The sequence below is a fragment of the Streptomyces sp. NPDC093568 genome, assembly GCF_044764945.1.
In the GTDB taxonomy this organism is placed as follows: Bacteria; Actinomycetota; Actinomycetes; order Streptomycetales; family Streptomycetaceae; genus Streptomyces.
Map to the genome: position 1 here is coordinate 813,083 of NZ_JBIWJD010000002.1, position 24,773 is coordinate 837,855.

Sequence of the window (24,773 nt, forward strand, 5' to 3'; positions counted from 1 at the left end):
GTGGGGCGGCTGGGGGTCCGGGGGTTACCCCCGGGAAATGCAGCATCAGCGGGTCCGGGGTTCGAGTCCCTGGCGGCGCACAGACACGGAAGGCCCCTCGCGAGAGCGAGGGGCCTTTCGCATTCCCCCCCCCGCCAGCCCGCACACACCCCCACCGGCCCCCGCCAGCCCGCGCACTCCCCCACCGGCCCCCGCCAGCCCGCACACACCCCCACCGGCCCCCGCCAGCCCGCGCACTCCCCCACCGGCCCCCGCCAGCCCGCACACACCCCCACCGGTCCCCACCAGCCCGCGCACGCCCTCACAGGCCCCCACCCGCCCTACCCCGCCGTCGTGATCTTCACCGTCCACGCCCCCGAGGGAGTCCGCCCCTCCACCTCCACCCGGACGCCCTCACCCGGCACCGTGAAGCTCTCGCCCTCCCCGACCGGCGCGTCCGCGAGGGGTGGGTACACCGACTCCTCCCAGCACGCCTCGCTGTGCGGATGGGCGTCGATCACCTCCACCGGCCCGCCTCCGGACTCCGTCTCGCTGCGAATCCGGTACACCAGCACCCCCTGCCGGCAGGTCTGCACGTCGTTGCCGATCGCGCCGCGTACCTCGAAGGCGAGGGCGCTGTCCGGGCCGGTGCGGACGACGGCCAGCTTGCTGCCGTTGCCCAGCCCGAACCCCGGCACGGTCCCGGAGGAGCCACGAGCCCCGTCCGGGCCGCCCCCACCGCCAGAGCCGCCAGAGCCTCCAGGGTCGTAAGGGCCGTAGGAGCCGTATGAGCCCTCCGCGCCCAGTCCCGCCACCCCGGCCCCGGCGGCCCCCGTCCGCACCTGGATCCCCGGGCCCGCCGACAGCGGCTCCAGCGTCAGCCGGGTGGATCCGGCCGCCGAGCCCTGCACGCAGACCACCTGCCGCGGCTCCAGCCACCCCAGCTTCCACTTGTGCCAGCCGAACAGATCCGGTGCCATGCCGAACTGGCTGCCCATCAGGTCCCAGTCGCCGACGAAGGTGTCCCAGTCGCCCTTGCCGTCCACCGGACGGTGGTACAGATCCGGCAGGTCGAAGACATGGCCGGTCTCGTGCGCGAGGACCAGCCGGTCGGGCGGATGGTTCTCGAACACCGTGACGACACGCTGGATGTCCGTGCCGTCGGCGTGCAGCGGGGCGTCCAGGTTGACCACCTTGGTGGCGTCCGAGTCGACGCCGGGCGCGTCCGGGTCGGCGACGAAGTAGACGATGTCGTAACGGGAGAAGTCCACCTGCCGGTCGGCCGCGGCGAGCGCGTCGCGCAGGTAGGCGGCCCGGTCGGTGACGCGCCAGTCGCGCTGTATGGCGTACGCCGTCGACGGGCGCGGCATGCGCACCCAGTGGCGCAGCGGGTGCGGACGCAGGGTGAACCTGCCGTAGGAGGCGCGTTCGAAGAAGCGGGTGGTGGCCGGGAAGTGGTCGGCCGTCAGTTCGGCGGGGGTCGTCTGCGGGGCGGAGTCCGGGAAGGACAGGAACACCATGACCGCGTCGAGCTTGCGGGTGGGGCGCGGATAGGCGGCGTTCCAGGTGTCCAGGCCCTCGGAGTGGTGGGCGTCGGTGCGCTCCAGGGCGCAGGGTCCCGAGTCGAACGGTTCGGCGACCGAGGGTCCGACGACCAGTGAGGTCGCGGCGAGCGCCGACATCGTGGTGGCCACGGCGGCGGTACTGCGCAGTCGCGACCGGTCCCGCAGCAGGCCCATCCCACGGAACAGGGGGAACTGACGCGGCACGTGGACCTCCGGGTGCGGTTCGCGGGACACCGCATCCAGCCTTGTCGGATTGTCGTACTACGTCCTGTTCTGCTGCACCGGATGGGTGAGCGAGTCGAAGCCCCGTCAGGGCCGACACCCCCGAATCGCTCACGGAACGTCACATACGGTCGGAGGCTCGAAGAAGCTGTCCACCTGCGGGCAGAAACGATCTGTCACAAGCGCGCGTCGTGTGGGAAGACTGAACAGTAGGTGGAAGGCCCCGGGACCAGCCTCTATGATCGGCACACTTTCCTGACACTTTCCTGCACGGACACGGCCCGGGGCCCATCCCTCATCCACCCGGCCTGTCATTCCGATGAGACCCATCCGAAGATCGAGTGCACTGCGGGAGCGAGCGGTGAGCGGAACGTCCGAAGGGCCGACGCCCGCGGCAGACCTCATCGGGCCGGCCGTCACAGAGAGTAATGCGGAGCCATCCACCGGTACCGGGGAGGCCGATCCCGGGGTGCCCGATGGGGCCGCGCCCTGGTCGTCCGCCTTCAGAGCCGCACCCCTGGCGATGGCCGTCGTCGACCGCGACGGCCTGGTGGCCGGCGTCAACCCCACCTTCGCCGACCTGCTCGGCACGGCCCCCGCGGAGCTGACCGGGGCCGTCGCCGCCGACCTGGTGGACCTCGCCTCCGACGCCCGCACCTGGCACGCGTACCGCGAGGTGCTGCGCGGCCGCCAGGCCGAACTGCGGTGCACCCGGCGCGTCAAGCACCCCGAGGGACACTCCCTGTGGGTGCAGGTCACGGTCGCGCCGCTGCCCGGCGTGGCGTCCGGCGGCGTCCTGCTCTCCCTCGCCGACATCAGCGCCCACCGCGAACTCCAGGCGCGGCTGCGGCACTTGCAGATGCACGACCCGGTGACCCGGCTGCCCAACCGCACCCTGTTCTTCGAGCGGCTGTCGACGGCGCTGGAGGTGGAGTCGTACGAGGAGAGCGGCACGACCGGTCGAATCGGCCTGTGCTACCTGGACCTTGACGGTTTCAAGGCGATCAACGACACCCTCGGAAACCGGGTCGGCGACAAGCTGCTCGCCGCCGTCGCCGAGCGGCTCACGCACTGCGCCGAGGAGGCGGGGCACGCCCGGTCGATCCCGCCGCTGGTGGCCCGGCTCGGCGGGGACGAGTTCGCCCTGCTGATCGAGGACTCGACGGGCACCGAGCAACTGGCCGATCTCGCCGAGTCGGTGCTCGACGCCCTGCGGGCCCCCTTCGACATCTCCGGCCGGCGCCTGTCGGTGTCGGCGTCGATCGGGGTCGTCGAACGCCATGCCGCCGGCACCACACCCACGGCCCTGATGCAGGCCGCGGACACCACGCTGTACTGGGCGAAGGCCGACGGCAAGGACCGCTGGACGCTGTTCGACCCCGAGCGCAACGCGCACCTCATCACCCGTCAGGCCCTCGCCGCCACCCTGCGCCCGGCCATCGAACGCGGTGAGTTCGCCCTGGAGTACCAGCCGTTGGTGGGCATGGAGGACGGCCGGCTCAGCGGTGTCGAGGCGCTTGTCCGCTGGAATCATCCTCAGTTCGGCATACTGGCGCCGAATCGGTTCATCGGACTGGCCGAGGAGGACGGTTCGATCGTGCCGCTGGGCCGCTGGATCCTTGCGACCGCCTGCCGCCAGGCCCGCGCCTGGCAGGTGGCTCACCCCGACGAGCCGCCGATCTTCGTGAGCGTGAACGTGGCGGTGCGCCAGGTCTGGGACTCCGACCTGGTCGCGGACGTGGCCCGCATCCTCGACGAGACGGGACTCGCCCCGCATCTGCTCCAGTTGGAGCTGACCGAGTCGGCCGTGATGGGCTCCTCGGGCCGGCCCCTGCAGGACCTCCAGGCGCTCAGCGACATGGGCGTGCGCATCGCCATCGACGACTTCGGCACGGGCTACTCGAACCTGGCGTACCTGAGCCGGCTCCCGGTCTCGGTGCTCAAGCTGGACGGTTCGTTCGTACGGGGATTCCAGTACGAGAACGACAACAGCGCGACCGTGCCGCCGAACCCGGCCGACGAGGTCGTGGTCGAGGCGATGATCCAGCTCGCCCACCGGCTGGGCCTGACGGTCACCGCGGAGTGCGTGGAGACGATGGCGCAGGCCTCGCGACTGCGCCGGATCGGCTGCGACACCGGCCAGGGGTGGCTGTACTCCCGGCCGGTGTCACCGGATCGCATCTCCGAGTTGCTGGGGGTGCGGGTCTAGGGCGGCCCTCAGAGGGTCGGCAACCCGTAGGCGTCCGCGATGAGTTCGAACGAGCGCAGGCGTACCTCCATGCCGGGCGCGTTGCTCGTGATCATCAACTCGTCGGCGCCGGTGCGCTTCTGGAGGTCGTCGAGGCCGGCGCGGACCTCGTCGGGGGTGCCGTGGATGACGTCGGCGAGCCAGGAGTCGGCGAACTCGCGCTCCAGCGCGCTGAACTCGTAGGCCTCGGTCTCCTCGGGGGTGGGGATCAGGCCCGGGCGTCCGGTGCGCAGGCGGATCATGCTCAGCGCGCCGGACATGACCTGGCGGCGGGCCTCCTTCTCCTCGTCGGTGGCGAGGGCGGAGACGCCGATGAGGGCGTAGGGCCGGTCGAGGACGGCGGACGGCCGGAAGGACTCCCGGTACAGGTCCAGGGCCGGGATGGTGTTCCGGGCCGAGAAGTGGTGTGCGAAGGCGAACGGCAGCCCGAGCATGCCGGCCAGCCTGGCGCTGAAGCCGGAGGAGCCCAGCAGCCAGACGGGCGGGCGGTGCGGGGACTGGACGCCGCCCGGCGTGGTCGACTGGATCGGACCGGGGATGGCGTGGATACGGCGGTAGGGGTGGCCGTCGGGGAAGTCGTCGTCGAGGAAGCGGGTGAGCTCGGCGAGCTGCTCGGGGAAGTCGTCGGCGCCCTCGTTCAGGTGATCGGTGCGGCGCAGGGCGGCCGCGGTGGCGCCGTCCGTGCCGGGGGCGCGGCCCAGGCCCAGGTCGATACGGCCCGGTGCCATGGCCTCCAGGGTGCCGAACTGCTCCGCGATGATCAGCGGGGCGTGGTTCGGCAGCATCACGCCGCCGGAGCCGAGTCGGACGCGCTCCGTGTGGGCGGCGAGGTGGGCGAGGATTACGGCCGGGGACGAGGACGCGACGCCGGGCATCGAGTGGTGCTCGGCGACCCAGTAGCGGTGGAAGCCTCGGGACTCCGCGAGCCGCGCCAGCTTGACGCTGGTGCGCAGGGCGTCGGTGGCGGTGCGGCCCGAACTGACCATGACCAGGTCCAGCACGGAGAGGGGGACGGGCGCGCTGCCCTGTACCTCGCCTCGGATCTCGTCTGCCGCCACTGGTGCCTCCTGATGCGTACGTTGTGCGGTCCGACTCGGTCTAACAGGAGATGGCCTCCGTTTATTCCCCGGCCTCATCCCTGGCCCTATTCCCTGGTGCCCGCCGCGAAGGTCGCCTCCCGGAACAGCGGTGTCTCGCCGCGGCCCGGTCCGCGCAGGCGCAGGGCGTAGCTGACCAGGGCGTGGTTCAGCATGTACAGCCGGTGCTCGGCGCGGCCGCCCGGGGAGAGCCGGTCGATGACCCACTCGACCGGGGTGGCGCCGGCGTAGGCGTCCCTGGGGTCGAAGAGCAGGTGGGCCGCGCCGATCTCGCCGAGGACGTTGAGCGTGTAGGCGAACGGGTAGGGGCGGTTGATCCGGTCGTCGTCGGTGCGGTCCAGGTCGGGGAAGCCGTCCACCAGCCGCTCCAGCATCTTGGTGCCGATCAGGTCCATCCGGCCGGTGAGCATGGACGTCTGGACGACATAGGCGTAGGCGATCCCGTTGAGGAAGTAGTTCGCCCCGGGGTCGATGTGCACCCACTGGCCCACGATGTCCTCGACGAAGGTGTCCAGGTCCGGCACCTGCTCCTCCAGGCGGCCGAGGTTGTGCAGGGCGATGAGGTAGTAGAGGCCCATGTGGGTGCGCTCGACCGGGGTGATGCGGGCCAACAGGTCCTTCGCCTCGGCCAGCCGGTCGTGGCCGTGGGTCAGGTACTCCTCCGCCCGGCCGGTCAGGGCGACGGCGTTCAGCATGGTGAGCAGCGGGTAGATCCGCACGAAGCTCTCGGACATGGGCTGCGGGAAGGCCGGGGGCAGGTTCAGCTCGTCCGCGCGGTCGAGGTAGGTCAGGACCTCCTTGACGAAGTCCCGGCCGTCTTCGGTGACGTACCGCTCGTGGCCGAGCAGCGAGATCACCGAGAGCAGCATGGAGCCGCCGCGGCCGCGGAAGAACGGCGCCGGGATCTTCTCCAGCAGCCCCAGCGCCTCCCGGACGTGGTTGCGCCGTCCGATCACCAGCCGGTCCTTCAGGCCGAGTTGGCCGAAGGCGAGGAAGACGGCCGAGTAGGCGGACAGCTTCTCGTAGTGGCCGTGGCGGCCGGCGTTCTCGTCCTTGATCCGGTCCGGCTCGATGGTGTCGGCGACGGCCAGGGTCTCGGCGGCGAAGTCGGTGACGGAGTTGACCAGCAGGGACCGGTCCAGGCGCAGCTTGGCGACGGCGTCCATCAGGATGCAGCCGGCCATGACCCTGAAGTACGGGTTCTCCTCGGCGCGTACGGCGTCCAGGATCGGGCCGAGATCGCGTTCGAGGTCGGAGCGGCGCAGGTCACGGCCGGGGTCGGCGACGTTGAGGGCGAAGTCGGCCAGGAGGTGGGAGAAGCGGGTGTAGGCGTCGTCGACCCCCTTGGCGGCGAGCAGGCCGAAGGTGTGCCGGATCCGGGCGGCGGCCTCGGCGTCGTAGGCGACGGGGTACTGCCCCAGCCCGGTGCCGCGGACCATGCGGCTCCACGGTGTGGCTATCACACGGGTCTCGTGGGAGAGGTGCTGCAGGCCGTCCACCGGGACCGGGAACGCGGCGGCGGTAGTCATACGGGGCTCCTTCTGGGGGAGTTGAGGCTGCGGGGGGGGATGGTCGCCGGGCAGGGCCGGGGGGTGTGCCCACCCGGCGACCTCGGGAGGATGGGCTCTCAGGCGTCCGGGCGAGGCGGGTCGTAAATGAGGACCAGGACCGCGCCGACGTCATACGGCCGTTCTCCTGCGTGAGTTGAGGCTCCGGGGGGGATGGTCGCCGGGCAGGGCGGGGGTGTGACTGCCCGGCGACCGCTGGGGGGGCGGGCGTTCAGGTTGGGAGGGGGGAGGTCGCCGGGCCGGACGCGGGGGGGGGGGTATGCCTGCCCGGCGACCTCGGGGGATGGGCTCAGGCGGTCAGGTGGGGCAGCGGCGGCACCTTCAGGCCGAGGAACTCGGTCCTGGTGCCCTCCAGCATCTGCAGGGCCCAGTTCAGCCACTTGATGCCCTCGCAGTAGATCGCGACCGGGCGGCGCTGGGTCTGGTAGGTGTCCACGAGGGTGCCGTCCAGCTCCTTCTGGAAGTGGAAGGGCGGCATCGCCGTGAAGTGCTGGCCCATCATGAACACGAACCGGACCAGCCAGTACGGGTCGTCCCGCAGATAGGGCGAGTCGGGGTCGTCGAGCCGCAGCGCGGCCGTCATGACGCCGGCGAAGTGGTCCTCCATGCCGCTCGGCGCCTCGGTGTCCACGCTGCCCCCGGTCGCGATCACGTCCCGCACCCGGTACGCCTTCTGGTACGGGTTACCCGGCATGAACGCGATGTCGACAGCGGGCGTCCGACCCTCGCCGGCCTCGACGTTCAGGGTGAACTGCTCGAAGTGGATCTCGTCGTAGTGGCCGATGGAGTTGTGCCAGGGCTTGTTGTCGTACATCGCGTCGTCGCGGGTGTCCTTGCCCTCGCTCTTGAAGCCGATGGCCCGGGGGTCGAGGAACTTGATCCCCAGCGTGGCCGGCGTGATGGCGGCGAGCGCCGCGTCGACCTCGTCCTGGGGTGCCCCGGACTCGATCAGCCGCTGGGCGTGCCGCAACGGGCCGATGTCGCTGATCTTGATGTTCTCGGTGTTCGTGTCGCCCATGACGAGCGAGTGATGGGCCGGTTCGAGGATCTCGGCGAACTCGGGGGTGTCGCGGAACCGCTTCAGCAGGGCCGCGTGGTTGAGGTAGGAGACGCCGTTGACCACGATGTGCTCGGTGTCGAGGAGCTGCGCGTGGAACGTCCGCGGCGCGGTACGGCGGCACAGGTCCAGACGGTCCTCGATCTTCCGGAAGTAGGAGGTGTCGAGCGTCTCGCCGGGCGCCGGCACCCGGCCCACGCTGTGCACGTCCTCGTTCAGCACGCGGATGATCTGCTCGTAGAGCCGGGCGACCACGGCCGGCGGCGGGGTGTGCTTCTCGACGTACCGGCTGACCTCCTCCCCCGCGACGTAGCTCATCTCGTAGATGACCTCCCGGTCGACCGTCCGCTCGTCCCGCCGGGGCCCGGACGGGACGGGGACCTCACGCTCCAGGACGGTGAAGACCTCGGGGAAGTAGCCGCGCACCGGCTCGGGCAGCGCCTGCAGGAACTCGGCCTGCTTGCGGGCCTTGGCGAACGGCGGGAGCATCACGCCGTCGCCCTCCGGGTTCCAGCGCGCGGTCGTCAGCGCCTCGCTGAGGATCTTGCGGACCGTGATGTGCTCCTCGCCCTCCTTGCGCACGAAGACGGTCATCGACTCGCTGCCGCCCTGGCCGAAGCTGACGATCGTCTCGTCGATCCCGATGTAGGCGTGGACGGTGCTGGAGAGCACCCGGCGGCTGCGGGCGTTGGCCAGGACGCGCTCGTTCTCCTCGGTCAGGGCGAGGACACAGGCGTACTCGAACGCGTCGAGGGCGGGGTTGACGCGCTTCTTCCATGCCTCGGCCGGCTCCGTGACGGCGACGACATGGGTGGCGTACGACCCGGTGTCGACGTCGCTCGCGGCCGGCTCCGAACCGAGGGCGACGATCTGGCAGTTGCCGTTGAGGTGGATGCGCCGCACCCCGGTGCCGAGGGCGCCGTCGCGGAGCACCGCGCGGGTGGCGTCGGCCAGGTCCTTGCGGGACTGGATCGGCACGCCCTCGGGGGACACCAGGGGGATCCCGGCGCCGGCGAGTCCGCCGAGGATCCCCTCCAGGGTGTCGTCCGGGACGTGCGGCGCGCTCAGGGTGACCGCGTCGGCCAGCGAGATCGCGCCGGAGACGGCCAGGGCGGCCAGCCAGCCCGGGATGTCGGCGCCCTCCAGGTAGTGGTCGCTCTGCGCGAACAGGGCGGGCCGGTGCTGGGCGAGGGTGTGGAACAGCAGGTACTCGTGGACGACGCGCCGGCCGCCCGTCGGAATGCCGCCGTCGAGGCGCAGCGCCTCGAGCATCCGGTCGTGGATCTCGTACGCCGTCGGCTGGTGGTCCAGCAGCATGCGGGTCCTGCGGGCCGCCGTCTCGTCGTCGGGGGCGGCCGGTCCGCCGAAGTGGAAGACGACCACCTCGGGGGCGGTGGTGTGGATCGTCCGCGCGTGGACCTCTCCGGCCCGGTCGAGGACGGTGAGTTCCACGTACGCCTTGCCGAGCATCGTCGAGTCGCCGGCGGTGATCCTCTTCTTCAGCCGGGCGCGGGTGACGAGTTCGCCCTGGTCGAGGGCGATGTGCTCGCGGTGGGCGCGGGTGTGCTGGAAGATCTCGAGCAGCCGGTGGAAGGTGGGTGAGCCCTCGCGGTCGGGGCGCAGCATCTCCGCGGTGATGACCCGTCCGAGGGTGCGCGAGAAGTAGTCGTCGCAGAAGTCGCTCTCGGCGGCGAGGCGGAACAGCTCGCGCAGCAGGTGGTGGTCGTCACGGTTCAGCTCCGCGCCCGTGGTGTACAGCTCCTCCAGGCGGGACATCAGCGCGCCCACGACGTCGACGGCCCGCAGGATCCGGGCGGTGTCCTCGTGGCTCGCGGTGTACGCCATGGCGGGTGCGGCGACATCGTTGTCCCGTAGGAGCTGGACCGACTTGGCGCCCAGCCCCAGCTCCAGCACCATGTCGACGTCGAGGTCGTTGAGGGTCTCGCAGGTGTCCCGGGAGGCCATGACCTGGTCCGTCATGGCGAGGACGCCCTCGCGGACGGCGTCCGCGGTGGTCAGCAGCGACATGTCGTGGTTGGACACCAGCGGGACGCGGGGCTCGTGGAAGCGGATGCGGTGGGTGTGGAAGAACCGCTCCAGGGCCTCGCGGGCGGGACGCATCCGCGCGGAGTGGGCGAGGAACACGGTCGGTTCCTTCAGTTCCCAGGTGGTCGCGTCGCCGGCGGCGGCGACGAACGCGTCGAACTCGGCCTTGGCGCCGGTGCGGACGTAGAGGTTGGCCTGGGTGGGGGCGTACGTCTTGTGCAGTTCGACGTCCGTGAGCGCGAACCTCTCGCGCAGCGCGCCCAGCACCGCCGCGAGGGCCTCGGCTGTCGGCGTCTTCAGCGCGACCACGTGGTACGGCTCGCTCACCAGGGGGGTGTCCCGGACGGAGGCGTCCAGGAAGGAGGCGATGTCCCGGGCGAACGCCTCGTCGCTGCTGCGGGCGCCCGCGGCCTGGAGCATCAGCGGTGTGAACGCCTGGGCGATCCGGACGCCGTCATGGACCGAGAGGGAGCCGCCGGCCACCGCGGCCGTGAGGATGCCGAAGCTCTCGCCGGTGTAGGCGACGACACCGACGGGGACGCCACCGCGGGCTATCCGGTCGCGCAGGTAGGCGTCGAGGGCCAGGCTGTGCACCAGCAGGGCCGCGCCGATGAAGCCCTGCCGCTCCAGCTTGCCCTCGGGCAGGCTCTCCGGGTCCAGCAGGAGCAGGTCGGGGCGGGCGGGGAAGCCGAGGGCGCGGGCGGCCTCGCGGTAGATGCCGGTGATCTCGGGGTTGCCCGAGTCGAGGAGCGCGCGGCCGAGGCTGCGGTAGAAGGCGCGGCTGCCGAGGCCGGGGAAGAACCCGGCCACGCGTATGCGGTCCTTGGTGGTGAGGACGTCCTCCACTGGGCCGAACCGGCCGGCGGGGGAAAGAACATCGGAAAGAGAGCGGGACACAGGCATCGCCTCTCGGGTTTTCTGGGCCGTAACGTCGCGCGCTCACCTTTGGGCGCAAAGAAATTGTTTCCGACCACACAGACCCGGTTCAACACATTCCGATGCAGGATTCCTCAAGCCCTTACAAGAAAGCACAAGGTAACCTCAGAGAACTTCAAAGTCGCAGGTCAGCGCGGCCAGAAAACCATTTCCGGGCACAAACGAAATCGGGGCGGAAAGCCATTACGGCTTTCCGCCCCGATTTGTTTACGGAGATTACTGAGCGCCGACCTCAACCGCTTCCGTGCGGCGTGCGGCACCCGCAGCGGAATTCTTTTCTGCGGCCTTTCCGCCGCCCAGGGAACCCGCCGCCACCACGACGAGTCCGGCGAGGGCGAGTCCCGCGCCGACCCACAGCGGGGAGACGAAGCCGTACCCGGCCGCGAGGGCCAGACCGCCGAGCCAGGCGCCGAGGGCGTTGCCGACGTTGAAGGCCGCGATGTTGGCGCCGGAGGCCATGGTGGGCGCGTCGTCGGCGTACTTCATGGTGCGCACCTGGAGGCCGGGCGCGGTGGCGAGGCCGATGGTGCCCATCAGCAGCAGCATGATCAGCGTCGCGACCTTGCTCTCCGCGGTGAGGGCGAAGACGCCCATGACGACGGTGAGGACGGCCATGATGCCGATCAGCGAGCCGTTGAGCGCCTTGTCGGCGGCCTTGCCGCCGACGAAGTTGCCGATGAAGGTGCCGGCGCCGAACAGCACGAGCAGCCACGGCACGGTGCTGGTGGCGAACCCGCTGACCTCGGTGAGCGTGAAGGCGATGTAGGTGTAGCCGCCGATGACACCGCCGAAGGCGAGGACGCTGAGCGCGATGGAGACCCAGACCTGACCCCGGCGGAAGACGGCGAGTTCGGCGCGCAGGTCGGTGCGGGCGGCCGCCGTGGTCTGCGGTACCAGGAGCTGGATGCCGACCAGCGCGACGACGCCGATGACCGTGATGGCCCAGAAGGTGGAGCGCCAGCCGAACTGCTGGCCGACGAAGGTGCCGAGCGGCACACCGAGCACGTTGGCGGCGGTCAGTCCGCCGAACATCAACGCGATGGCGCCGGCCTTCTTGTTCGCCGCGACCATGTCGGAGGCGACGACCGCGCCGACGCTGAAGAAGGCACCGTGGCACAGGGCCGCGACGATCCGGCCGACCATCAGCAGTTCGTAGGTCGGGGCGACGGCGGAGATCAGGTTGCCCGCGATGAACAGCGTCATCAGGCCGACGAGGACCTTCTTGCGGTCGAAGCGGGTGATCGCCGCGGTCAGCCCGAGCGCGCCGATGGCGACGCTCAGCGCGTAGCCGGACACGAGGTACCCGGCGACCGATTCCGTGACGTCGAAGTCGCCTGCCACCTCCGGCAGCAGACCTACGATCCCGAACTCCGTGAGGCCGATACCGAAGCCCCCCAGTGCCAGGGCGATGAGCCCGATAGGCATGTGAAAACCCTCCGTTGCAGTGGCACGCGGTACGGGACCGTGCCTTGCGGGACGCTGACGTATCGAAGTATCGCAGAACTTCGATACGTCGTGTCAAGTGGAGTTCGGCTCAGGGGAGTTGGATTCGCGGGGTGCCGAGCGGCGGGACCCAGCGGGCGGATAGCGGCTGACCTGGGGAAACGTAACGGAACTTACGAAGACGTAACGCATCGATTATCCTCGATGCATCCACCGTCGGCTCCGCGTCTGCACCGGAAGGCCCATGACGAAACACGAAACGCCTGAGACAGGCGACCTCATGCCCCTGCTCGAAGCGCTCAAGGCGCTCGCCAACCCTGTGCGGCTGCAAGTGCTCCAGTGGCTGCGGGAACCGGAAGAGAACTTCCCGGTCAACCCGGCCGTCACCGACCCGCGTGCGGTCGGCGTCTGCGTCAGCCACATCCAGGCCAAGACCGGGCTCGCGCAGTCCACCGTCTCGGCCTACATGGCCGTACTCGAACGCGCGGGCCTCGTGCGTTCCACGCGCGTCGGCAAGTGGACCCACTACCGGCGCGACGAGGAGCGGATCGCCGCGCTCGTCGAGGACCTCCGTCGCGAGGTCGGGGAGGCCCACCTGGCGGACCTCCTTCCCTCCTGAGTCACCGACCGGAAGGCTCCGGGCCCGGGTCACCACCGTGATCCGGGCCCGGAGGTCATTCGGCCACCGCTTCGCCGGACCCGGCCGCGGGCCGCTCCGGTTCGGGCAGGGGGCTCGTGCGCAGGCGGGGCAGCATGCCCGGCGCCGCGAGGCCCGGCAGGACCAGCCGCCACAACGCGGTGATCCGGTCGGGCAGGTCCCGTCGGTTGCTGTACGCCTGCGACATCACCTGAAGTCCCGTGAAGGCGCCGACCACGGTCGCCGCGACCTCCGACAGATCCGCCCCGGGCAGCAGCTCGCCCTGCTTCTCGGCCTGCCGCAGCAGGTCCTCGACGACGGTGATCGACTGGTTGTACGGGGTCTGGGCCGAGGCCGAGAAGGACGACTGCTCGACGGCGAGCCGCACGCTGGCCCGCAGCACCGCGTCGGTCTGCAGCCGGCGCGAGAACTCCAGGGTGAGGTCGATGACCGCCTGCAACTTCACCGGCTGGTCCGGCACCACCAGGGCCTCGCCCTGCGCCTCCACCAGCGCCGCCGCGATCGCCTCCTTCGACGGGAAGTGGTGATACAGCGCGCCCCGGGTGAGACCGGCTCTGGCGAGGATCTCGTTGGTGCTCGCGGCGTCGTAACCGCGCTCGCCGAACACGGCCGCGGCGGCCTCCAGGATCGAGCGTCTCGACCTGATGCCTCTCTCCTGCTGGGCCATCGGCGGCTCCTCGCATCTCCAGCCCGGAAACATACAAACTTGCCTGCATTGTATTCGCCCGAGCAACCAGCCGACCAGCCCGGTTCCGTCTCGGTTCAGACATGACCGAGCCGAAAACCGACGCCTCGTACGTTCACGATCCAGCGACTCGATCCGAGCTTGCTCCGCAGGCTGCTGACATGGGTGTCTATGGTGCGGCCGCGCTGCGACCACTCGTCGTCCCACACCTGGCTCAGCAGCTGACGCCGGGACAGGGTGGCACCCGGCCGCGAGGCGAGCAGGTACAGCAGGTCGAACTCCTTGGGCGTGAGGTCCACCCGCCGCCCCTCCAGCAGGAGTTCGCGGGCGTCCGCGTCCATCCGGAGCGGGCCGTACGTGATGACCTGGGCCTGCGGCCGGGGACGGACCCGGCGCAGCACCGCCTCCATCCGGGCCAGCAGCTCCCGCAGGCCGTACGGCTTGACGACGTAGTCGTCGGAGCCCGCCTGCAGTCCGAGCACACAGTCCAGTTCGGCCGCCCGCCCGGTCACGGCGATGATCGGCACGTCCCCGGCCGCGCGCATCCGGCGGCACACCTCGAGTCCGTCCAGGTCGGGCAGGTCGAGGTCGAGCAGGACGAGGTCGCAGTCGCGGTGGGCGCGCAGCGCCTCGGCTCCCGTGGCGACTCCCCGCGCCCGGTAGCCGTGCCGGTTCAGCTCCTGCACCAGGCCCTCGGCGGCCGTGAGATCGCCCTGGACCACGAGAACCCGCAGCGCCCGAACGTCCTCGGCGGACGGCTCATCCGTCCCGACGCGCGGTCTGGCCGAATCCATGACCTGCCGATCCATGTCAACGCCTCCCCCAGGCACTTCACATCGAACTGTTGAACGCTCGCCTCCGGGACGTTACCAGGCAGGGTTGCCGGTTTGTCAACGCGGCCCGGGTTGAGGCGGCATCCAAGAAGCCGACAAGTTGTTTATTCAACAACCGACCCAAAGCCGGTCCCTCGACCGTGAAGTGGGGACATTTCCCCCTACCGCGCCCCTTCGGCGCAGACCATCCCCGCGTACACGGGTGCGTCAAGCGCGCGTAACCGCGGTGTAAACCAAACAAGTCAGCCGGTCTTTAAAGAGCTTTTACTTTGAAACCAATCCAACCTGTCTGTATGTTCGAAGGAACACGCGTTCATCAGTGACGGGGGGTCAGGACGCGCGTCCGGTCACCCCTGTCCGCGAACTGAAACAGGAGTGCCTCGGATGCTGACCACCCTCCCGCGTCTGACCACCACGGTTCCGCGCGAGTACGTCCATCGCATGTCCGTGGCCGAGGTGTTCCTCACCGGCTGGGAGGCAGACACCACGGACTCCTTCGTGGTCCGGGGCCAGTGGCCGCGCAGCCACGCGCTCTTCGCGCCGGTGGGCGGCCACCAGGATCCGATGCTCTTGGTGGAGTCGATACGGCAGGCGGGAGCGCTGCTGTCGCACGCCGAGTACGGAGTGCCGTTCGGCCATCAGTTCCTGATGTGGAACATGTCGTTCACCGCCGACCCGGTGGCGTTCGAGGCCGATCCGGTCCCGACCGACGTCGAACTGCACACCGCCTGCCACGACATAGTCCGCCGGGGCCGGACCATCGCCGGGATGCGCTACGAGGTCTCCGTGCGGCGCGGCGGGCTGACCGTGGCGACCGGCGGCGCGAGCTTCAGCTGCACCAGCCCCGCCGCCCACCGCCGGCTGCGCGGCGGCCGGCCCACCACCACGGGCCGCGCCCTGCCGGCGCCGGTCGACCCGGCCACGGTGGGACACACGGGCCCGGAGCACGTCGTGCTGGCCGCCGTCGCGGCCCCCGGACGGGCCCGGTGGGAACTGCGGGTCGACACCGGGCACGCGGTCTACTTCGACCACCCCGTGGACCACGTCCCGGGCATGGTCCTGATCGAGGCCGCCCGCCAGGCCGCCCGAGCGGTCACCCGGCAGCCGCGGGGCCTGCTGCTCGCCCTGGACGCCGATTTCACGCGCTACGCCGAACTCGACGCCCCCTGCTGGATCGAGGCCCACGTCGAGGCGACGGGGCCGTCCGGGGAGCAGCGGGTCCTGGTGACGGCCGTCCAGGAGGGCAAGCGGGTCTTCTCGGCGCGCCTGTCGGTTCTGCGCCCGGCCGTCTGACGGATCTCGGCTACACCTGCACGATCGGCTCGCGGGTGAACAGCGTCCCCAGTTCGGAGGCGTTCACGCGGCGGTCCGTCAGGCGCAGGCCCTCCCAGACGGTGACCTGGTTCGCCGTGAGGACCGGCTTGCCGAGTTCGCGTTCGAGGGCCGGGATGTGGGCGGCCGTGTGCAGGGCCGTGTCCGGCAGCAGGACCGCCTCGGCGTCCGGCGTGTCCGCCTCCTTGGCCAGCGCGAACAGCTCGGCCTCACCCCACGTCCCGACCTCCGCCGCCGTGATGATCCCGGAGCCGCGCACCGAGACCACCTCCGCGCCGCCCGCCCGCAGGAACTCAGCGAAGAGTCCCGCCACGTCGTCCGGGTAGGTCGCGCCGACCGCCAGCCGCCGCACGTCGAGCTCGCGCACGGCGTGCACGAAGGCGAACGACGTCGAGGACGCCGGCATGCCCGCGGTGACGGCGAGGGTGCGCACCTGCTCGTGGGCGCCCTCCCAGCCGTAGACGAAGCTGCCGGACGTGCACGCCCACACCACCGCCTCGGCGCCCGTCAGGCGCAGCGCCTCCACGCCCGTCGCGAGCCGCTCGGCGGAGCCCATCCGCAGCAGCGCGTCGACCCGGTGGGCGTCCTCGCCGATGTCGGTGTGCACGAGGTCGATCCGGATGTCGCCGGCCAGCAGTTGCTCGATGCGCGGATAGTCGTCCTCGGCGGAGTGGCCAGGGTAGAGAAATCCGAGAGCGGTCATGTCACCCTTTCTACTGCTGTTCCTGCTCGGGAACATCCGGCACGTCCGGAAGCACGGGCCCGCTCCGCGCGGCCGGGTCGATCCGGGCCGCCGGATCGATCAGCGCCTGATAGGGCCCCACCGCGCGAGTACCCAGCCTGCGCAGCGCGGCCCACATCGTCACCTGGTTGGCCGAGAGCACCGGGATGCGCAGCTCTGCCTCCAGTTGGGGGATCACGTCGTAGGTCGGCAGGTTCGTGCAGCTGATGAAGAGCGCGTCCGCCGCCCGGCGCACGGCCCTGCGCGCCATGTCGGCCACATCGCGGTACGGCACCTTCCAGATGTGCCGGGTGAGCCCCATGAACGCGCACCCGGTGACCGCTACCCCGGCCTCGGCCACGTAGTCCTCAAGGGCCCGCGTCACCGACACCGTGTACGGCGTCACCAGCGCCACCCGCCGCACGCCCAGCTCGCCGAGCGCCTCCAGCAGCGCCCCGGAGGTGGTGACCGAGGGCATCGCGCCGGCCCGGGTCATCGCCTCGCACATGGCCCGCTCGCCCGCGATGCCGCCGACGAAACTGCCGGAGGTACAGGCGTAGGCGACGACCTCGGGCGAGATCGCGGTCAGGGTGCGCACGCCGTCGCCGAGCGTCTCGTGCTCACTGACCAGCCGGGCCAGGTCCAGGCTGACCTCGACCGGGACGAACGGCGTGCGGGTCAGGTGCAGCGAGACCTCGTCGGGCACCCAACGCCACAGCTCGCGGTCCAGCGCGAAGTCGAAGGGGGCGACGACTCCGACACCGCGCTGCGGGCGGGGGCCGCCGAGGAAGGAGATGTCCATGGCGTCCATGGCTGGCACCGCCCTCACTACGAGATACGGGTGAGCAACGGACCGTACGTACGCCCGTGTTGACGAAGGTAGGTTCGGGTGCGAGCGTGGTCAAACCTCGCATGTCAGACGGCCGTCCCTTCCAGTAGAACTCCGCGGGACGGCATCCGTACAGCCCCGGAAACCGGCCTCCGCACCCCCCTGGAGAAGCGACCCCGTATGACCTCGCCCGGCTCCCCGCCCACGCTCCTCGTCCTCGACGCCGACCCCCTCCCCCGCCTCGGCCGCCTCACCGGCCGCGCCCGCGTCGAGCACGCGGACCCGTCTACGCTCGCCGACCGGCTGCCGCACGCCGACGTGCTCCTGGTCTGGGACTTCACCTCGCACGCCGTGCGCCACGCCTGGCCCGGCGAGGGACCGCGCCCGCGCTGGGTGCACACGGCGAGCGCCGGCGTGGACCACCTGATGTGCCCGGAGCTCACCGCCTCCGACACCGTGGTCACCAACGCGCGCGGGATCTTCGACCAGCCGATCGCCGAGTACGTCGCGGCGCTCGTGCTGGCGATGGCCAAGGATCTGCCGCGCACCCTGGACTTCCAGCGCTCGCGCGAGTGGCGGCACCGCGAGGGGCAGCGCGTGGCCGGCACGCGCGCGTGCGTGGTCGGATCCGGCCCCATCGGCCGTGCGATCGCCCGCACGCTCAAGGCCCTCGACATCACGACCGCGCTGGTCGGCCGGGTCCCGCGCACCGGCATCCACGGCCCGGACGATCTGGACCGGCTGATGTCCCGCGCCGACTGGGTGATCGCGGCCGCGCCGCTCACCGAGCAGACGCACGGCATGTTCGACCTGCGCCGGTTCGACGTCATGCAGCCCTCGGCCCGGTTCATCAACGTGGGCCGCGGCCAGCTGGTGGTGGAGGAGGCGCTGGCCGAGGCGCTCACCAAGCGCTGGATCGCGGGGGCGGCGCTGGATGTCTTCGAGCACGAACCCCTCGGTCCGGACAGCCCGTTGTGGGGGCTGCCGGGGCTGATCGTCTCGCCGCACATGAGCGGGGACACGATCGGCTGGCGCGATGAACTGGGCGCGCAGTTCGTGGAGTTGTACGAGCGGTGGGAGGCGGGCAGACCGCTGCTGAACGTGGTCGACAAGCAGCGTGGGTACGTACCCGGACGCTGACGTCTACGGCTGGAGGGCTTCGCATGACGGAACTCACCGAACTGACCGCCGTACAACTCCTCGACGGCTACCGCGACGGGGAGTTCAGTCCCGTCGACGCCACCCGCGCGGCACTGGAGCGGGCCGAACGGATCCAGCCGGAGGTCAACGCCTTCGTACGGCTCACCGCTGACGCGGCCCTCGCGCAGGCCGCCGACTCGGCCGAGCGGTGGCGGCGCGGTGAGCCGGCCGGGCTGCTCGACGGTGTCCCCGTCACCGTGAAGGACATCCTGCTGATGCGCGGGGCGCCGACGCTGCGGGGCTCGAAGACCGTCGCGGAGCACGGCCGCTGGGACGAGGACGCCCCTTCGGTGGCCCGGCTGCGCGCGCACGGCGCCGTCCTGCTCGGCAAGACGACCACCCCCGAGTTCGGCTGGAAGGGCGTCACCGACTCACCGCTGTCCGGCGTCACCCGCAACCCCGTCGACCCGACCCGCACCGCGGGCGGCTCCAGCGGCGGCGCGGCGGCGGCCGTGGCGCTCGGCGCGGGCCCGCTCGCGCTCGGCACGGACGGCGGCGGAAGTGTCCGTATCCCGGCGGCCTTCTGCGGAATCTTCGGCCTGAAACCGACGTACGGCCGGGTCCCGCTGTACCCCGCGAGCGCCTTCGGCACCCTGGCGCACGTCGGCCCGATGACCCGGGACGCGGCCGACGCCGCCCTCCTCCTGGACGTCGTCGGCGCCCCCGACTCACGCGACTGGTCGGCGCTCCCGGCCGCGCCGGGCTCGTTCGCCGCGGCGCTGTCCGGCGGCGTGCGCGGTCTGCGGGTCGCCTACTCGCCCTCCTTCGGCGGCCAGGTGGCGGTGCGGCCGGCGGTCGCGGCGGCGGTGCGGCGGGCGGTGGAGCGGCTGGCGGGACTGGGGGCGTACGTCGAGGAGACGGACCCCGACTTCACCGACCCGGTGGACGCCTTCCACACCCTGTGGTTCACCGGGGCGGCCCGGGTGACCCAGCATCTGGGCCCGCACCAGCGGGAGTTGCTCGACCCTGGGCTGCGGGAGATCTGCGGCACCGGTGCCCGGAGGTCGGCGCTGGACTATCTGGCGGCGGTGGACGTCCGGATGGAACTGGGCCGCCGGATGGGCCGCTTCCACGACGCCTACGACCTCCTCCTCACCCCGACCCTGCCGATCACGGCGTTCGAGGCGGGCTCCGAGGTACCGAAGGGCTCGGGGCATCGCCGGTGGACCGGCTGGACGCCGTTCACATACCCCTTCAACCTGACCCAGCAGCCGGCGGCCACCGTCCCCGTCGGCACGGACGGGGACGGTCTGCCGATCGGCCTGCAGATCGTGGCCGCCCGGCATCGCGACGACCTGGTGCTGCGGGCGGCCCACGCGCTCTACGAGGCCGGGGCGGCCCGGATCACACCCTCCGGAAGCTGAGCGACTCGCCCAGCGCCCCCGACCGCCACAGGTCGTTGCAGCCCTGGGCCATCTCCTCCAGCCCCTCCACGACCTGGCCCCAGACGATGCCGGGCACCCAGCCCACGTCGCCGTTCAGCAGCAGGTTGTTGCGCTCGTAGAACAGGGCCAGGTCGACCACCGTGGTGCCGGCGCGGACCTCACGGTCGTAGCCGTAGGACTTGGTGCCCAGTTCCGTGCCGGCGAAGGCGAAATAGCACAGATCGCCCGGGATTGGGGTGACCGTCGGGTTTTCCAGCGGCGGCTCCGTTTCCGCGAAGGGCGGGAAGAGGGCGTAGATCTCGTTGCGGGCGTATTTGGCGTGATAGACGTCGCCGGTCAGGGGCAGGGCGTCCCAGACGGCCGCGCAGGTCAGCGGGGCGCGGTCGGCCAGGAGTTTGGCCGTGCAGCGGATTTGGCGCTTGACCAGTGACACCTCGATGAACCGTTCAGTCATGCATTCCAGGGTGCATACATCGCATGGTCCCGGGTAGCCGCGCCGCCATGGCTCCACCTAATGGGAACGACAGAGACACACCTGGGCCCACGCGCCGGTCGCTGCTCGCGGGGGTGGCGGCGCTCGGTGCGCTGGGGGCCGCCGGCTGCTCGCGGGTGGCCACGGCGTCGACGGAGGAAGGCGGTGACCTGCTCGACCGGCTCAAGGCGGCGGGTGTCGTACGCCTCGGTATCGCGGGGGAGATCCCCTTCGGCTACATCGACAGGAACGGCGAGCTGACCGGCGAGGCGCCGGAACTGGCCAAGGTCATCTTCAAGCGGCTGGGCATCGACAGGGTGCAGCCGGTGCCGACGGAGTTCGGGTCGCTGATCCCGGGCCTGAACTCACAGCAGTTCGACGTCGTCGCCGCCGGGATGTACGTCAACCCCGAGCGCTGCGAACAGGTCATCTTCTCCGACCCCGATTACCAGATGCTCGACTCCTTCATCGTGCGCAAGGGCAATCCCAAGGGCCTGCGCGACTACAAGGACGTCGTGGAGAAGAAGGCCAAGTTCGCCACGGGAACCGGCTATGCCGAGATCGCGTACGCCGTCGAGGCGGGGTACGAGGAGAGCGACATCCTCATCGTGCCGGACCAGGTCGCGGGGCTGAACGCCGTCGAGGCGGGGCGCGTGGACGTCTTCGCCGGTACGGCACTGACCACCCGTGAGGTCGTCAAGAAGTCGTCCAAGGCGGAGGCCACCAAGGCCTTCGCACCCCTCGTCGAGGGCAAACCGCACGTCGACGGCGGCGCGTTCGCGTTCCGCCCGACCGAGACGAAGCTGCGGGACGCCTTCAACGTCGAGCTGCACAAGCTCAAGAAGAGCGGGGAACTGTTCCGCATCCTCAAGCCCTTCGGCTTCACGGAGGCGGAGATGACCGACCTCACCGCGAAGGAGCTCTGCGGCGGATGACCTCGGGACTCTGGGAACTCGTACTCAAAGGGATATGGATCACCGTCCAGCTGCTGGTCCTGAGCGGACTGGTGGCGACGGCGGTCGCGTTCGGGGTCGGCATGGCCCGCACCCACCGGCTGTGGATCGTCCGCTTCCTCGCGGGCGTCTACACCGAGGTGTTCCGCGGGACCTCCGCCCTGATCATGATCTTCTGGGTGTTCTTCGTGCTGCCGGTCGCGTTCGGCTGGCAGCTGGTGCCCCTGTGGGCGGGCACGCTCGCCCTCGGTCTGACCTACGGCGCGTACGGCGCCGAGATCGTGCGCGGCGCCCTCAATTCCGTCGACCCGGCACAGCGTGAGGGCGGTATCGCGCTCAGCTTCACGCCGTGGCAGCGGATGCGGCTGATCCTGCTGCCGCAGGCGGTGCCGGAGATGATCCCCTCCTTCACCAACCTGCTGGTGGAACTGCTCAAGGGCACCGCGCTGGTGTCCGTGATGGGCATGGGCGATCTGGCCTTCAGCGCCAACCTGGTACGCCTGGCGCTCCAGGAGAGCGCGGAGATCTACACGTACGTGCTGCTCATCTACTTCGTCATCGCCTTCCTGCTCACGCGGGGGATGCGCGGACTGGAGCGCAAACTCAAGGCCGGTGTCGGCAAGTCGGTCGGGCGCACGGCCGAACAGGAGCTGCGTCGTCCTGAGACGACCGGTGTGGGCGCGGGCGGTTCGCTCGGCGTGGGAGGTGCCTCGTCATGACCTGGGACTGGGGCGCTGTCGCCGACTTCATGCCGCGTTTCTGGGACGGGCTGCTGCTCACGCTGCGGATCCTGGCCCTCGGCTCGCTGATCTCCTTCGCGCTGGGCCTGGTGTGGGCGCTGCTGATGCGCACGCCGAGCCGCTTCGTGCGCTGGCCGGTCGGGGCGGTCACGGAGTTCATCCGCAACACCCCGCTGCTGGTGCAGCTGTTCTTCCTCTTCTACGTGCTGCCCGAGTGGGGCGTCACCGCCTCCGCGCTGACCACCGGCGTCTTCGCGATCGGGCTGCACTACTCGACGTACACGATGCAGGTCTACCGGGCTGGCATCGAGGCGGTGCCGGCCGGCCAGTGGGAGGCCGCGACGGCGCTGAACCTGCCGGTGACCAGGACGTGGCGGGTGGTGATCCTGCCGCAGGCGATCCGCCGGGTGGTTCCCGCCCTCGGCAACTACGTCATCGCGATGCTCAAGGACACCCCGATCCTGATGACGATCACGGTCATGGAGATGCTCGGCGAGGCGCGACTGTTCGCGCAGGAGAACTTCCAGTTCACCGAGCCCCTGACGGTCATCGGTGTGGCCTTCATCCTCATCGCCTATCCGGCCTCCCTTCTCGTACGAGCCCTGGAGCGACGCCTTGTCCGCTGACACCCCTCTGATGAAAGATGCCGACGCGAGCGCCAACCCGCCGGTGGACGGCGGCGAGCTGATCCGCTTCGACCACGTCACCAAGCGGTTCGGCTCGAACACGGTGCTGGACGGGCTCGACTTCTCGGTCGCGTCCGGCAAGCACGTCACCCTGATCGGCCCGTCCGGCTCCGGCAAGACGACGATCCTGCGGCTGCTGATGACCCTGACCAAGCCCGACGAGGGCAGGATCACCGTCGCCGGGCAGCAGCTCTTCCCGGCTCCCGAGAAGCAGATCCGCGAGGTCCGCAAGAAGATCGGGATGGTGTTCCAGCAGTTCAACCTGTTCCCGAACATGACCGTGCTGCGGAACATCACCGAGGCCCCGGTCACCGTCCTCGGCATGAACAAGGACGAGGCGGAGGCTCGGGCACGTGAGCTGCTGGACATGGTGGGCCTCGCCGACAAGTGCGACGCCCGCCCGACCCAGCTGTCCGGTGGCCAGCAGCAGCGGGTGGCGATCGCGCGGGCGCTGGCGATGCGGCCGCAGGTGCTGCTGCTCGACGAGGTGACCTCGGCGCTGGACCCGGAGCTGGTCGCGGGCGTCCTGGACCTGCTGCGGGACATCGCCCGAACCACGGACATCACCATGCTCTGCGTGACCCACGAGATGAATTTCGCCCGGGACATCTCGGACCAGGTCCTGATGTTCGACTCCGGCCGGGTCATCGAGTCCGGCACCCCGGAGAAGATCTTCAACGACCCCGAGAACGATCGCACCCGGGAATTCCTCAGCGCTGTCCTGTGACTCCGTGTTCGGCTCATGACTTTGGCATATACCAGAGTGCTAGAACCGCAGTTGAGGGCATCGCAATCTCGTCAACAACCGCTCACTACGGGCCCCTTGCCCGTTATCGTGAAGGAGCTTGACTGACTCGACCCCGCCCGATGAGAAGCGACGTGCGACCGCAGGGGGAACCGTGGCGCTGCAGCACGAGTCGACGACGCCGTACCACTCGGTCCAGGACGCGCTGCGCGTCCTGGAGACCGTGGCGCGGCACACCACCGGAGTAACCGACACCGAGCTTTCCCGGCAGACGGGCATCGGCCTGGGGCGCCTGACCGGCCTCTTGCGCATGCTCCGCCGGGAGGGCTACGTCGAGCAGGTCGCCGACGGGGCGTACGTCACCGGCGACGCGCTCACCCGACTGGGTTCCGCGCAGGGCCGTGACCAGGCCCTGCGGGAGACTCTCCAGCGCACCCTGGACCGGCTGCGCGACTCGGTCGGCGCCGCCGTCTACATCAGCCGGTACATCGACGGCGAGGTGAAGATCGACCAGTTCGCGGCCGGTCCGGCCACGCCCGTGGTCAACGAGTGGGTCGACTTCCGCTTCTCCGCCCACGCGACGGCGATCGGCAAGAGCCTGCTGGGCCAGCTCGACCACAACGGCCGGCGTGACCATCTCTCCCGGCACAAGATGGCCCGCCTCACCTCGCGCACGATCACCAGCGACAAGGTGCTGCTCTCCCGGCTGGAGTCCCAGCCGCCGACGGTCCCGCACCTCGACCTCCAGGAGTACGCGGTGGGCACGGTGTGCGCGGCCGTCCCGATCACGGCCGGCTCGTCGGTGGGCTGCCTGGCCCTGTCACTCCCGGTGGAGCACGCCCACCGCCTGCGCCAGGCGGCGGACACCCTGAACCGGAGCGCGGCGCCGGTACTGCTGTCACTGGCGATCCAGTCCTGACCGGCCACCCCGGACGGTGGTCGGAAGCACCCCCGCGGACCAGGTAGTATTTTCTTCGTCGCCACCGCGAGAGCTCGAAAACGCGGTCGGCACGAGTCATGCGCCGCTAGCTCAGTTGGTTAGAGCAGCTGACTCTTAATCAGCGGGTCCGGGGTTCGAGTCCCTGGCGGCGCACAATGAAGGGCCTCTCGTGGGAGCGGGAGGCCCTTCGACGTATCCCCGGTCACTGCCGGGGCGGCTGGGGGTCCGGGGGTCATCCCCCGGGAAATGCAGCATCAGCGGGTCCGGGGTTCGAGTCCCTGGCGGCGCACAATGAAGGGCCTCTCGTGGGAGCGGGAGGCCCTTCGACGTATGCCCAGGTCACTGCCGGGGCGGCTGGGGGTCCGGGGGTCATCCCCCGGGAAATGCAGCATCAGCGGGTCCGGGGTTCGAGTCCCTGGCGGCGCACAATGAA

Annotated in this window: 20 protein-coding genes and 1 tRNA gene; 11 read left to right on the forward strand and 10 right to left on the reverse strand. The window is 70.4% G+C overall.

Features of this window, described 5'->3' with window-relative positions; genetic code table 11:
- Positions 1-320: 320 nt before the first annotated feature.
- A complete protein-coding gene (locus tag ACIRD7_RS13095) occupies positions 321-1,778 on the reverse strand; it encodes a M6 family metalloprotease domain-containing protein (RefSeq protein WP_403452863.1) in 1,458 nt (485 codons plus the stop codon).
- 307 nt (positions 1,779-2,085) lie between these two features.
- On the opposite strand from ACIRD7_RS13095, the gene ACIRD7_RS13100 reads away from it, so the two are divergent.
- Positions 2,086-3,975, forward strand: coding sequence for a putative bifunctional diguanylate cyclase/phosphodiesterase (locus ACIRD7_RS13100; protein ID WP_403452864.1), 1,890 nt, complete (start codon positions 2,086-2,088; stop codon positions 3,973-3,975).
- Between the two features lie 8 nt (positions 3,976-3,983).
- Here ACIRD7_RS13100 and ACIRD7_RS13105 read toward each other — a convergent pair whose 3' ends face one another.
- From ACIRD7_RS13105 to ACIRD7_RS13120, 4 genes are all read right to left on the reverse strand, one after another.
- Entirely contained in the window at positions 3,984-5,072 is a 1,089-nt protein-coding gene (locus ACIRD7_RS13105; protein WP_403452865.1) for an LLM class flavin-dependent oxidoreductase, read from the reverse strand.
- A gap of 86 nt (positions 5,073-5,158) precedes the next feature.
- Positions 5,159-6,640, reverse strand: coding sequence for a hypothetical protein (locus tag ACIRD7_RS13110; protein ID WP_403452866.1), 1,482 nt, complete (start codon positions 6,638-6,640; stop codon positions 5,159-5,161).
- 328 nt (positions 6,641-6,968) lie between these two features.
- Complete coding sequence (locus tag ACIRD7_RS13115; protein ID WP_403452867.1) at positions 6,969-10,679, reverse strand: ACP S-malonyltransferase; 3,711 nt, start codon at positions 10,677-10,679, stop codon at positions 6,969-6,971.
- Between the two features lie 255 nt (positions 10,680-10,934).
- Positions 10,935-12,143, reverse strand: coding sequence for an MFS transporter (locus ACIRD7_RS13120; protein ID WP_403452868.1), 1,209 nt, complete (start codon positions 12,141-12,143; stop codon positions 10,935-10,937).
- A gap of 298 nt (positions 12,144-12,441) precedes the next feature.
- Between ACIRD7_RS13120 and ACIRD7_RS13125 the strand changes: the two genes are divergently transcribed.
- The gene (locus ACIRD7_RS13125; protein WP_403452869.1) at positions 12,442-12,780 is read left to right on the forward strand and encodes an ArsR/SmtB family transcription factor; all 339 of its coding nucleotides are present in this window, start codon (positions 12,442-12,444) and stop codon (positions 12,778-12,780) included.
- 55 nt (positions 12,781-12,835) lie between these two features.
- Here ACIRD7_RS13125 and ACIRD7_RS13130 read toward each other — a convergent pair whose 3' ends face one another.
- Positions 12,836-13,486 (reverse strand): ScbR family autoregulator-binding transcription factor, encoded by a 651-nt coding sequence (locus ACIRD7_RS13130; protein ID WP_403452870.1) that lies wholly within the window; start codon positions 13,484-13,486, stop codon positions 12,836-12,838.
- A 95-nt stretch (positions 13,487-13,581) separates the two neighbouring features.
- Positions 13,582-14,298, reverse strand: coding sequence for a response regulator transcription factor (locus ACIRD7_RS13135; RefSeq protein ID WP_403452871.1), 717 nt, complete (start codon positions 14,296-14,298; stop codon positions 13,582-13,584).
- Positions 14,299-14,721: 423 nt separating this feature from the next.
- On the opposite strand from ACIRD7_RS13135, the gene ACIRD7_RS13140 reads away from it, so the two are divergent.
- The gene (locus tag ACIRD7_RS13140; protein WP_403452872.1) at positions 14,722-15,630 is read left to right on the forward strand and encodes a ScbA/BarX family gamma-butyrolactone biosynthesis protein; all 909 of its coding nucleotides are present in this window, start codon (positions 14,722-14,724) and stop codon (positions 15,628-15,630) included.
- 10 nt (positions 15,631-15,640) lie between these two features.
- On the opposite strand, the gene ACIRD7_RS13145 is transcribed toward ACIRD7_RS13140, so the two are convergent.
- Together ACIRD7_RS13145 and ACIRD7_RS13150 are read right to left on the reverse strand one after the other, a co-directional pair.
- Positions 15,641-16,372 carry a decarboxylase gene (locus ACIRD7_RS13145; RefSeq protein WP_403452873.1) on the reverse strand — a complete coding sequence of 244 codons (732 nt, stop codon included), beginning with the start codon at positions 16,370-16,372 and terminating at the stop codon, positions 15,641-15,643.
- A 10-nt stretch (positions 16,373-16,382) separates the two neighbouring features.
- Positions 16,383-17,192, reverse strand: coding sequence for an aspartate/glutamate racemase family protein (locus tag ACIRD7_RS13150; RefSeq protein ID WP_403453080.1), 810 nt, complete (start codon positions 17,190-17,192; stop codon positions 16,383-16,385).
- Positions 17,193-17,399: 207 nt separating this feature from the next.
- On the opposite strand from ACIRD7_RS13150, the gene ACIRD7_RS13155 reads away from it, so the two are divergent.
- Both ACIRD7_RS13155 and ACIRD7_RS13160 read left to right on the forward strand, forming a co-directional pair.
- Positions 17,400-18,359: a D-2-hydroxyacid dehydrogenase gene (locus ACIRD7_RS13155; protein ID WP_403452874.1), complete on the forward strand. Its 960-nt coding sequence runs from the start codon at positions 17,400-17,402 to the stop codon at positions 18,357-18,359.
- A 23-nt stretch (positions 18,360-18,382) separates the two neighbouring features.
- The gene (locus ACIRD7_RS13160) at positions 18,383-19,783 is read left to right on the forward strand and encodes an amidase (RefSeq protein WP_403452875.1); all 1,401 of its coding nucleotides are present in this window, start codon (positions 18,383-18,385) and stop codon (positions 19,781-19,783) included.
- On the opposite strand, the gene ACIRD7_RS13165 is transcribed toward ACIRD7_RS13160, so the two are convergent.
- A complete protein-coding gene (locus ACIRD7_RS13165; RefSeq protein ID WP_403452876.1) occupies positions 19,764-20,258 on the reverse strand; it encodes a DUF3830 family protein in 495 nt (164 codons plus the stop codon). The genes ACIRD7_RS13160 and ACIRD7_RS13165 overlap by 20 nt on opposite strands.
- 47 nt (positions 20,259-20,305) lie before the next feature.
- Between ACIRD7_RS13165 and ehuB the strand changes: the two genes are divergently transcribed.
- From ehuB to ACIRD7_RS13195, 6 genes are all read left to right on the forward strand, one after another.
- The gene (gene ehuB, locus ACIRD7_RS13170) at positions 20,306-21,211 is read left to right on the forward strand and encodes an ectoine/hydroxyectoine ABC transporter substrate-binding protein EhuB (protein ID WP_403452877.1); all 906 of its coding nucleotides are present in this window, start codon (positions 20,306-20,308) and stop codon (positions 21,209-21,211) included.
- Positions 21,208-21,948 (forward strand): ectoine/hydroxyectoine ABC transporter permease subunit EhuC, encoded by a 741-nt coding sequence (gene ehuC, locus ACIRD7_RS13175; protein WP_403452878.1) that lies wholly within the window; start codon positions 21,208-21,210, stop codon positions 21,946-21,948. The genes ehuB and ehuC overlap by 4 nt, the downstream gene beginning before the upstream one ends.
- Complete coding sequence (gene ehuD / locus ACIRD7_RS13180) at positions 21,945-22,595, forward strand: ectoine/hydroxyectoine ABC transporter permease subunit EhuD (protein ID WP_403452879.1); 651 nt, start codon at positions 21,945-21,947, stop codon at positions 22,593-22,595. The genes ehuC and ehuD overlap by 4 nt, the downstream gene beginning before the upstream one ends.
- A gap of 10 nt (positions 22,596-22,605) precedes the next feature.
- Positions 22,606-23,382 (forward strand): ectoine/hydroxyectoine ABC transporter ATP-binding protein EhuA, encoded by a 777-nt coding sequence (gene ehuA, locus ACIRD7_RS13185; RefSeq protein WP_403452880.1) that lies wholly within the window; start codon positions 22,606-22,608, stop codon positions 23,380-23,382.
- Positions 23,383-23,554: 172 nt separating this feature from the next.
- Positions 23,555-24,319 (forward strand): IclR family transcriptional regulator, encoded by a 765-nt coding sequence (locus ACIRD7_RS13190; protein WP_403452881.1) that lies wholly within the window; start codon positions 23,555-23,557, stop codon positions 24,317-24,319.
- Positions 24,320-24,419: 100 nt separating this feature from the next.
- Positions 24,420-24,493 (forward strand) — tRNA-Lys (locus ACIRD7_RS13195).
- Positions 24,494-24,773 lie beyond the last annotated feature (280 nt).

Excerpts from the sequence above, each read along its gene's own strand:
- ehuB (WP_403452877.1), top strand. The coding sequence starts at position 20,306 with ATGGCTCCACCTAATGGGAACGACAGAGACACACCTGGGCCCACGCGC.
- ACIRD7_RS13135 (WP_403452871.1), bottom strand. The coding sequence starts at position 14,298 with ATGGATTCGGCCAGACCGCGCGTCGGGACGGATGAGCCGTCCGCCGAG.
- ACIRD7_RS13120 (WP_403452868.1), bottom strand. The coding sequence starts at position 12,143 with ATGCCTATCGGGCTCATCGCCCTGGCACTGGGGGGCTTCGGTATCGGC.
- ACIRD7_RS13160 (WP_403452875.1), top strand. The coding sequence starts at position 18,383 with ATGACGGAACTCACCGAACTGACCGCCGTACAACTCCTCGACGGCTAC.
- ACIRD7_RS13140 (WP_403452872.1), top strand. The coding sequence starts at position 14,722 with ATGCTGACCACCCTCCCGCGTCTGACCACCACGGTTCCGCGCGAGTAC.
- ehuC (WP_403452878.1), top strand. The coding sequence starts at position 21,208 with ATGACCTCGGGACTCTGGGAACTCGTACTCAAAGGGATATGGATCACC.
- ACIRD7_RS13110 (WP_403452866.1), bottom strand. The coding sequence starts at position 6,640 with ATGACTACCGCCGCCGCGTTCCCGGTCCCGGTGGACGGCCTGCAGCAC.
- ACIRD7_RS13125 (WP_403452869.1), top strand. The coding sequence starts at position 12,442 with ATGCCCCTGCTCGAAGCGCTCAAGGCGCTCGCCAACCCTGTGCGGCTG.
- ACIRD7_RS13145 (WP_403452873.1), bottom strand. The coding sequence starts at position 16,372 with ATGACCGCTCTCGGATTTCTCTACCCTGGCCACTCCGCCGAGGACGAC.
- ehuA (WP_403452880.1), top strand. The coding sequence starts at position 22,606 with ATGAAAGATGCCGACGCGAGCGCCAACCCGCCGGTGGACGGCGGCGAG.
- ehuD (WP_403452879.1), top strand. The coding sequence starts at position 21,945 with ATGACCTGGGACTGGGGCGCTGTCGCCGACTTCATGCCGCGTTTCTGG.
- ACIRD7_RS13155 (WP_403452874.1), top strand. The coding sequence starts at position 17,400 with ATGACCTCGCCCGGCTCCCCGCCCACGCTCCTCGTCCTCGACGCCGAC.
- ACIRD7_RS13165 (WP_403452876.1), bottom strand. The coding sequence starts at position 20,258 with ATGACTGAACGGTTCATCGAGGTGTCACTGGTCAAGCGCCAAATCCGC.
- ACIRD7_RS13130 (WP_403452870.1), bottom strand. The coding sequence starts at position 13,486 with ATGGCCCAGCAGGAGAGAGGCATCAGGTCGAGACGCTCGATCCTGGAG.
- ACIRD7_RS13150 (WP_403453080.1), bottom strand. The coding sequence starts at position 17,192 with ATGGACATCTCCTTCCTCGGCGGCCCCCGCCCGCAGCGCGGTGTCGGA.
- ACIRD7_RS13100 (WP_403452864.1), top strand. The coding sequence starts at position 2,086 with ATGAGACCCATCCGAAGATCGAGTGCACTGCGGGAGCGAGCGGTGAGC.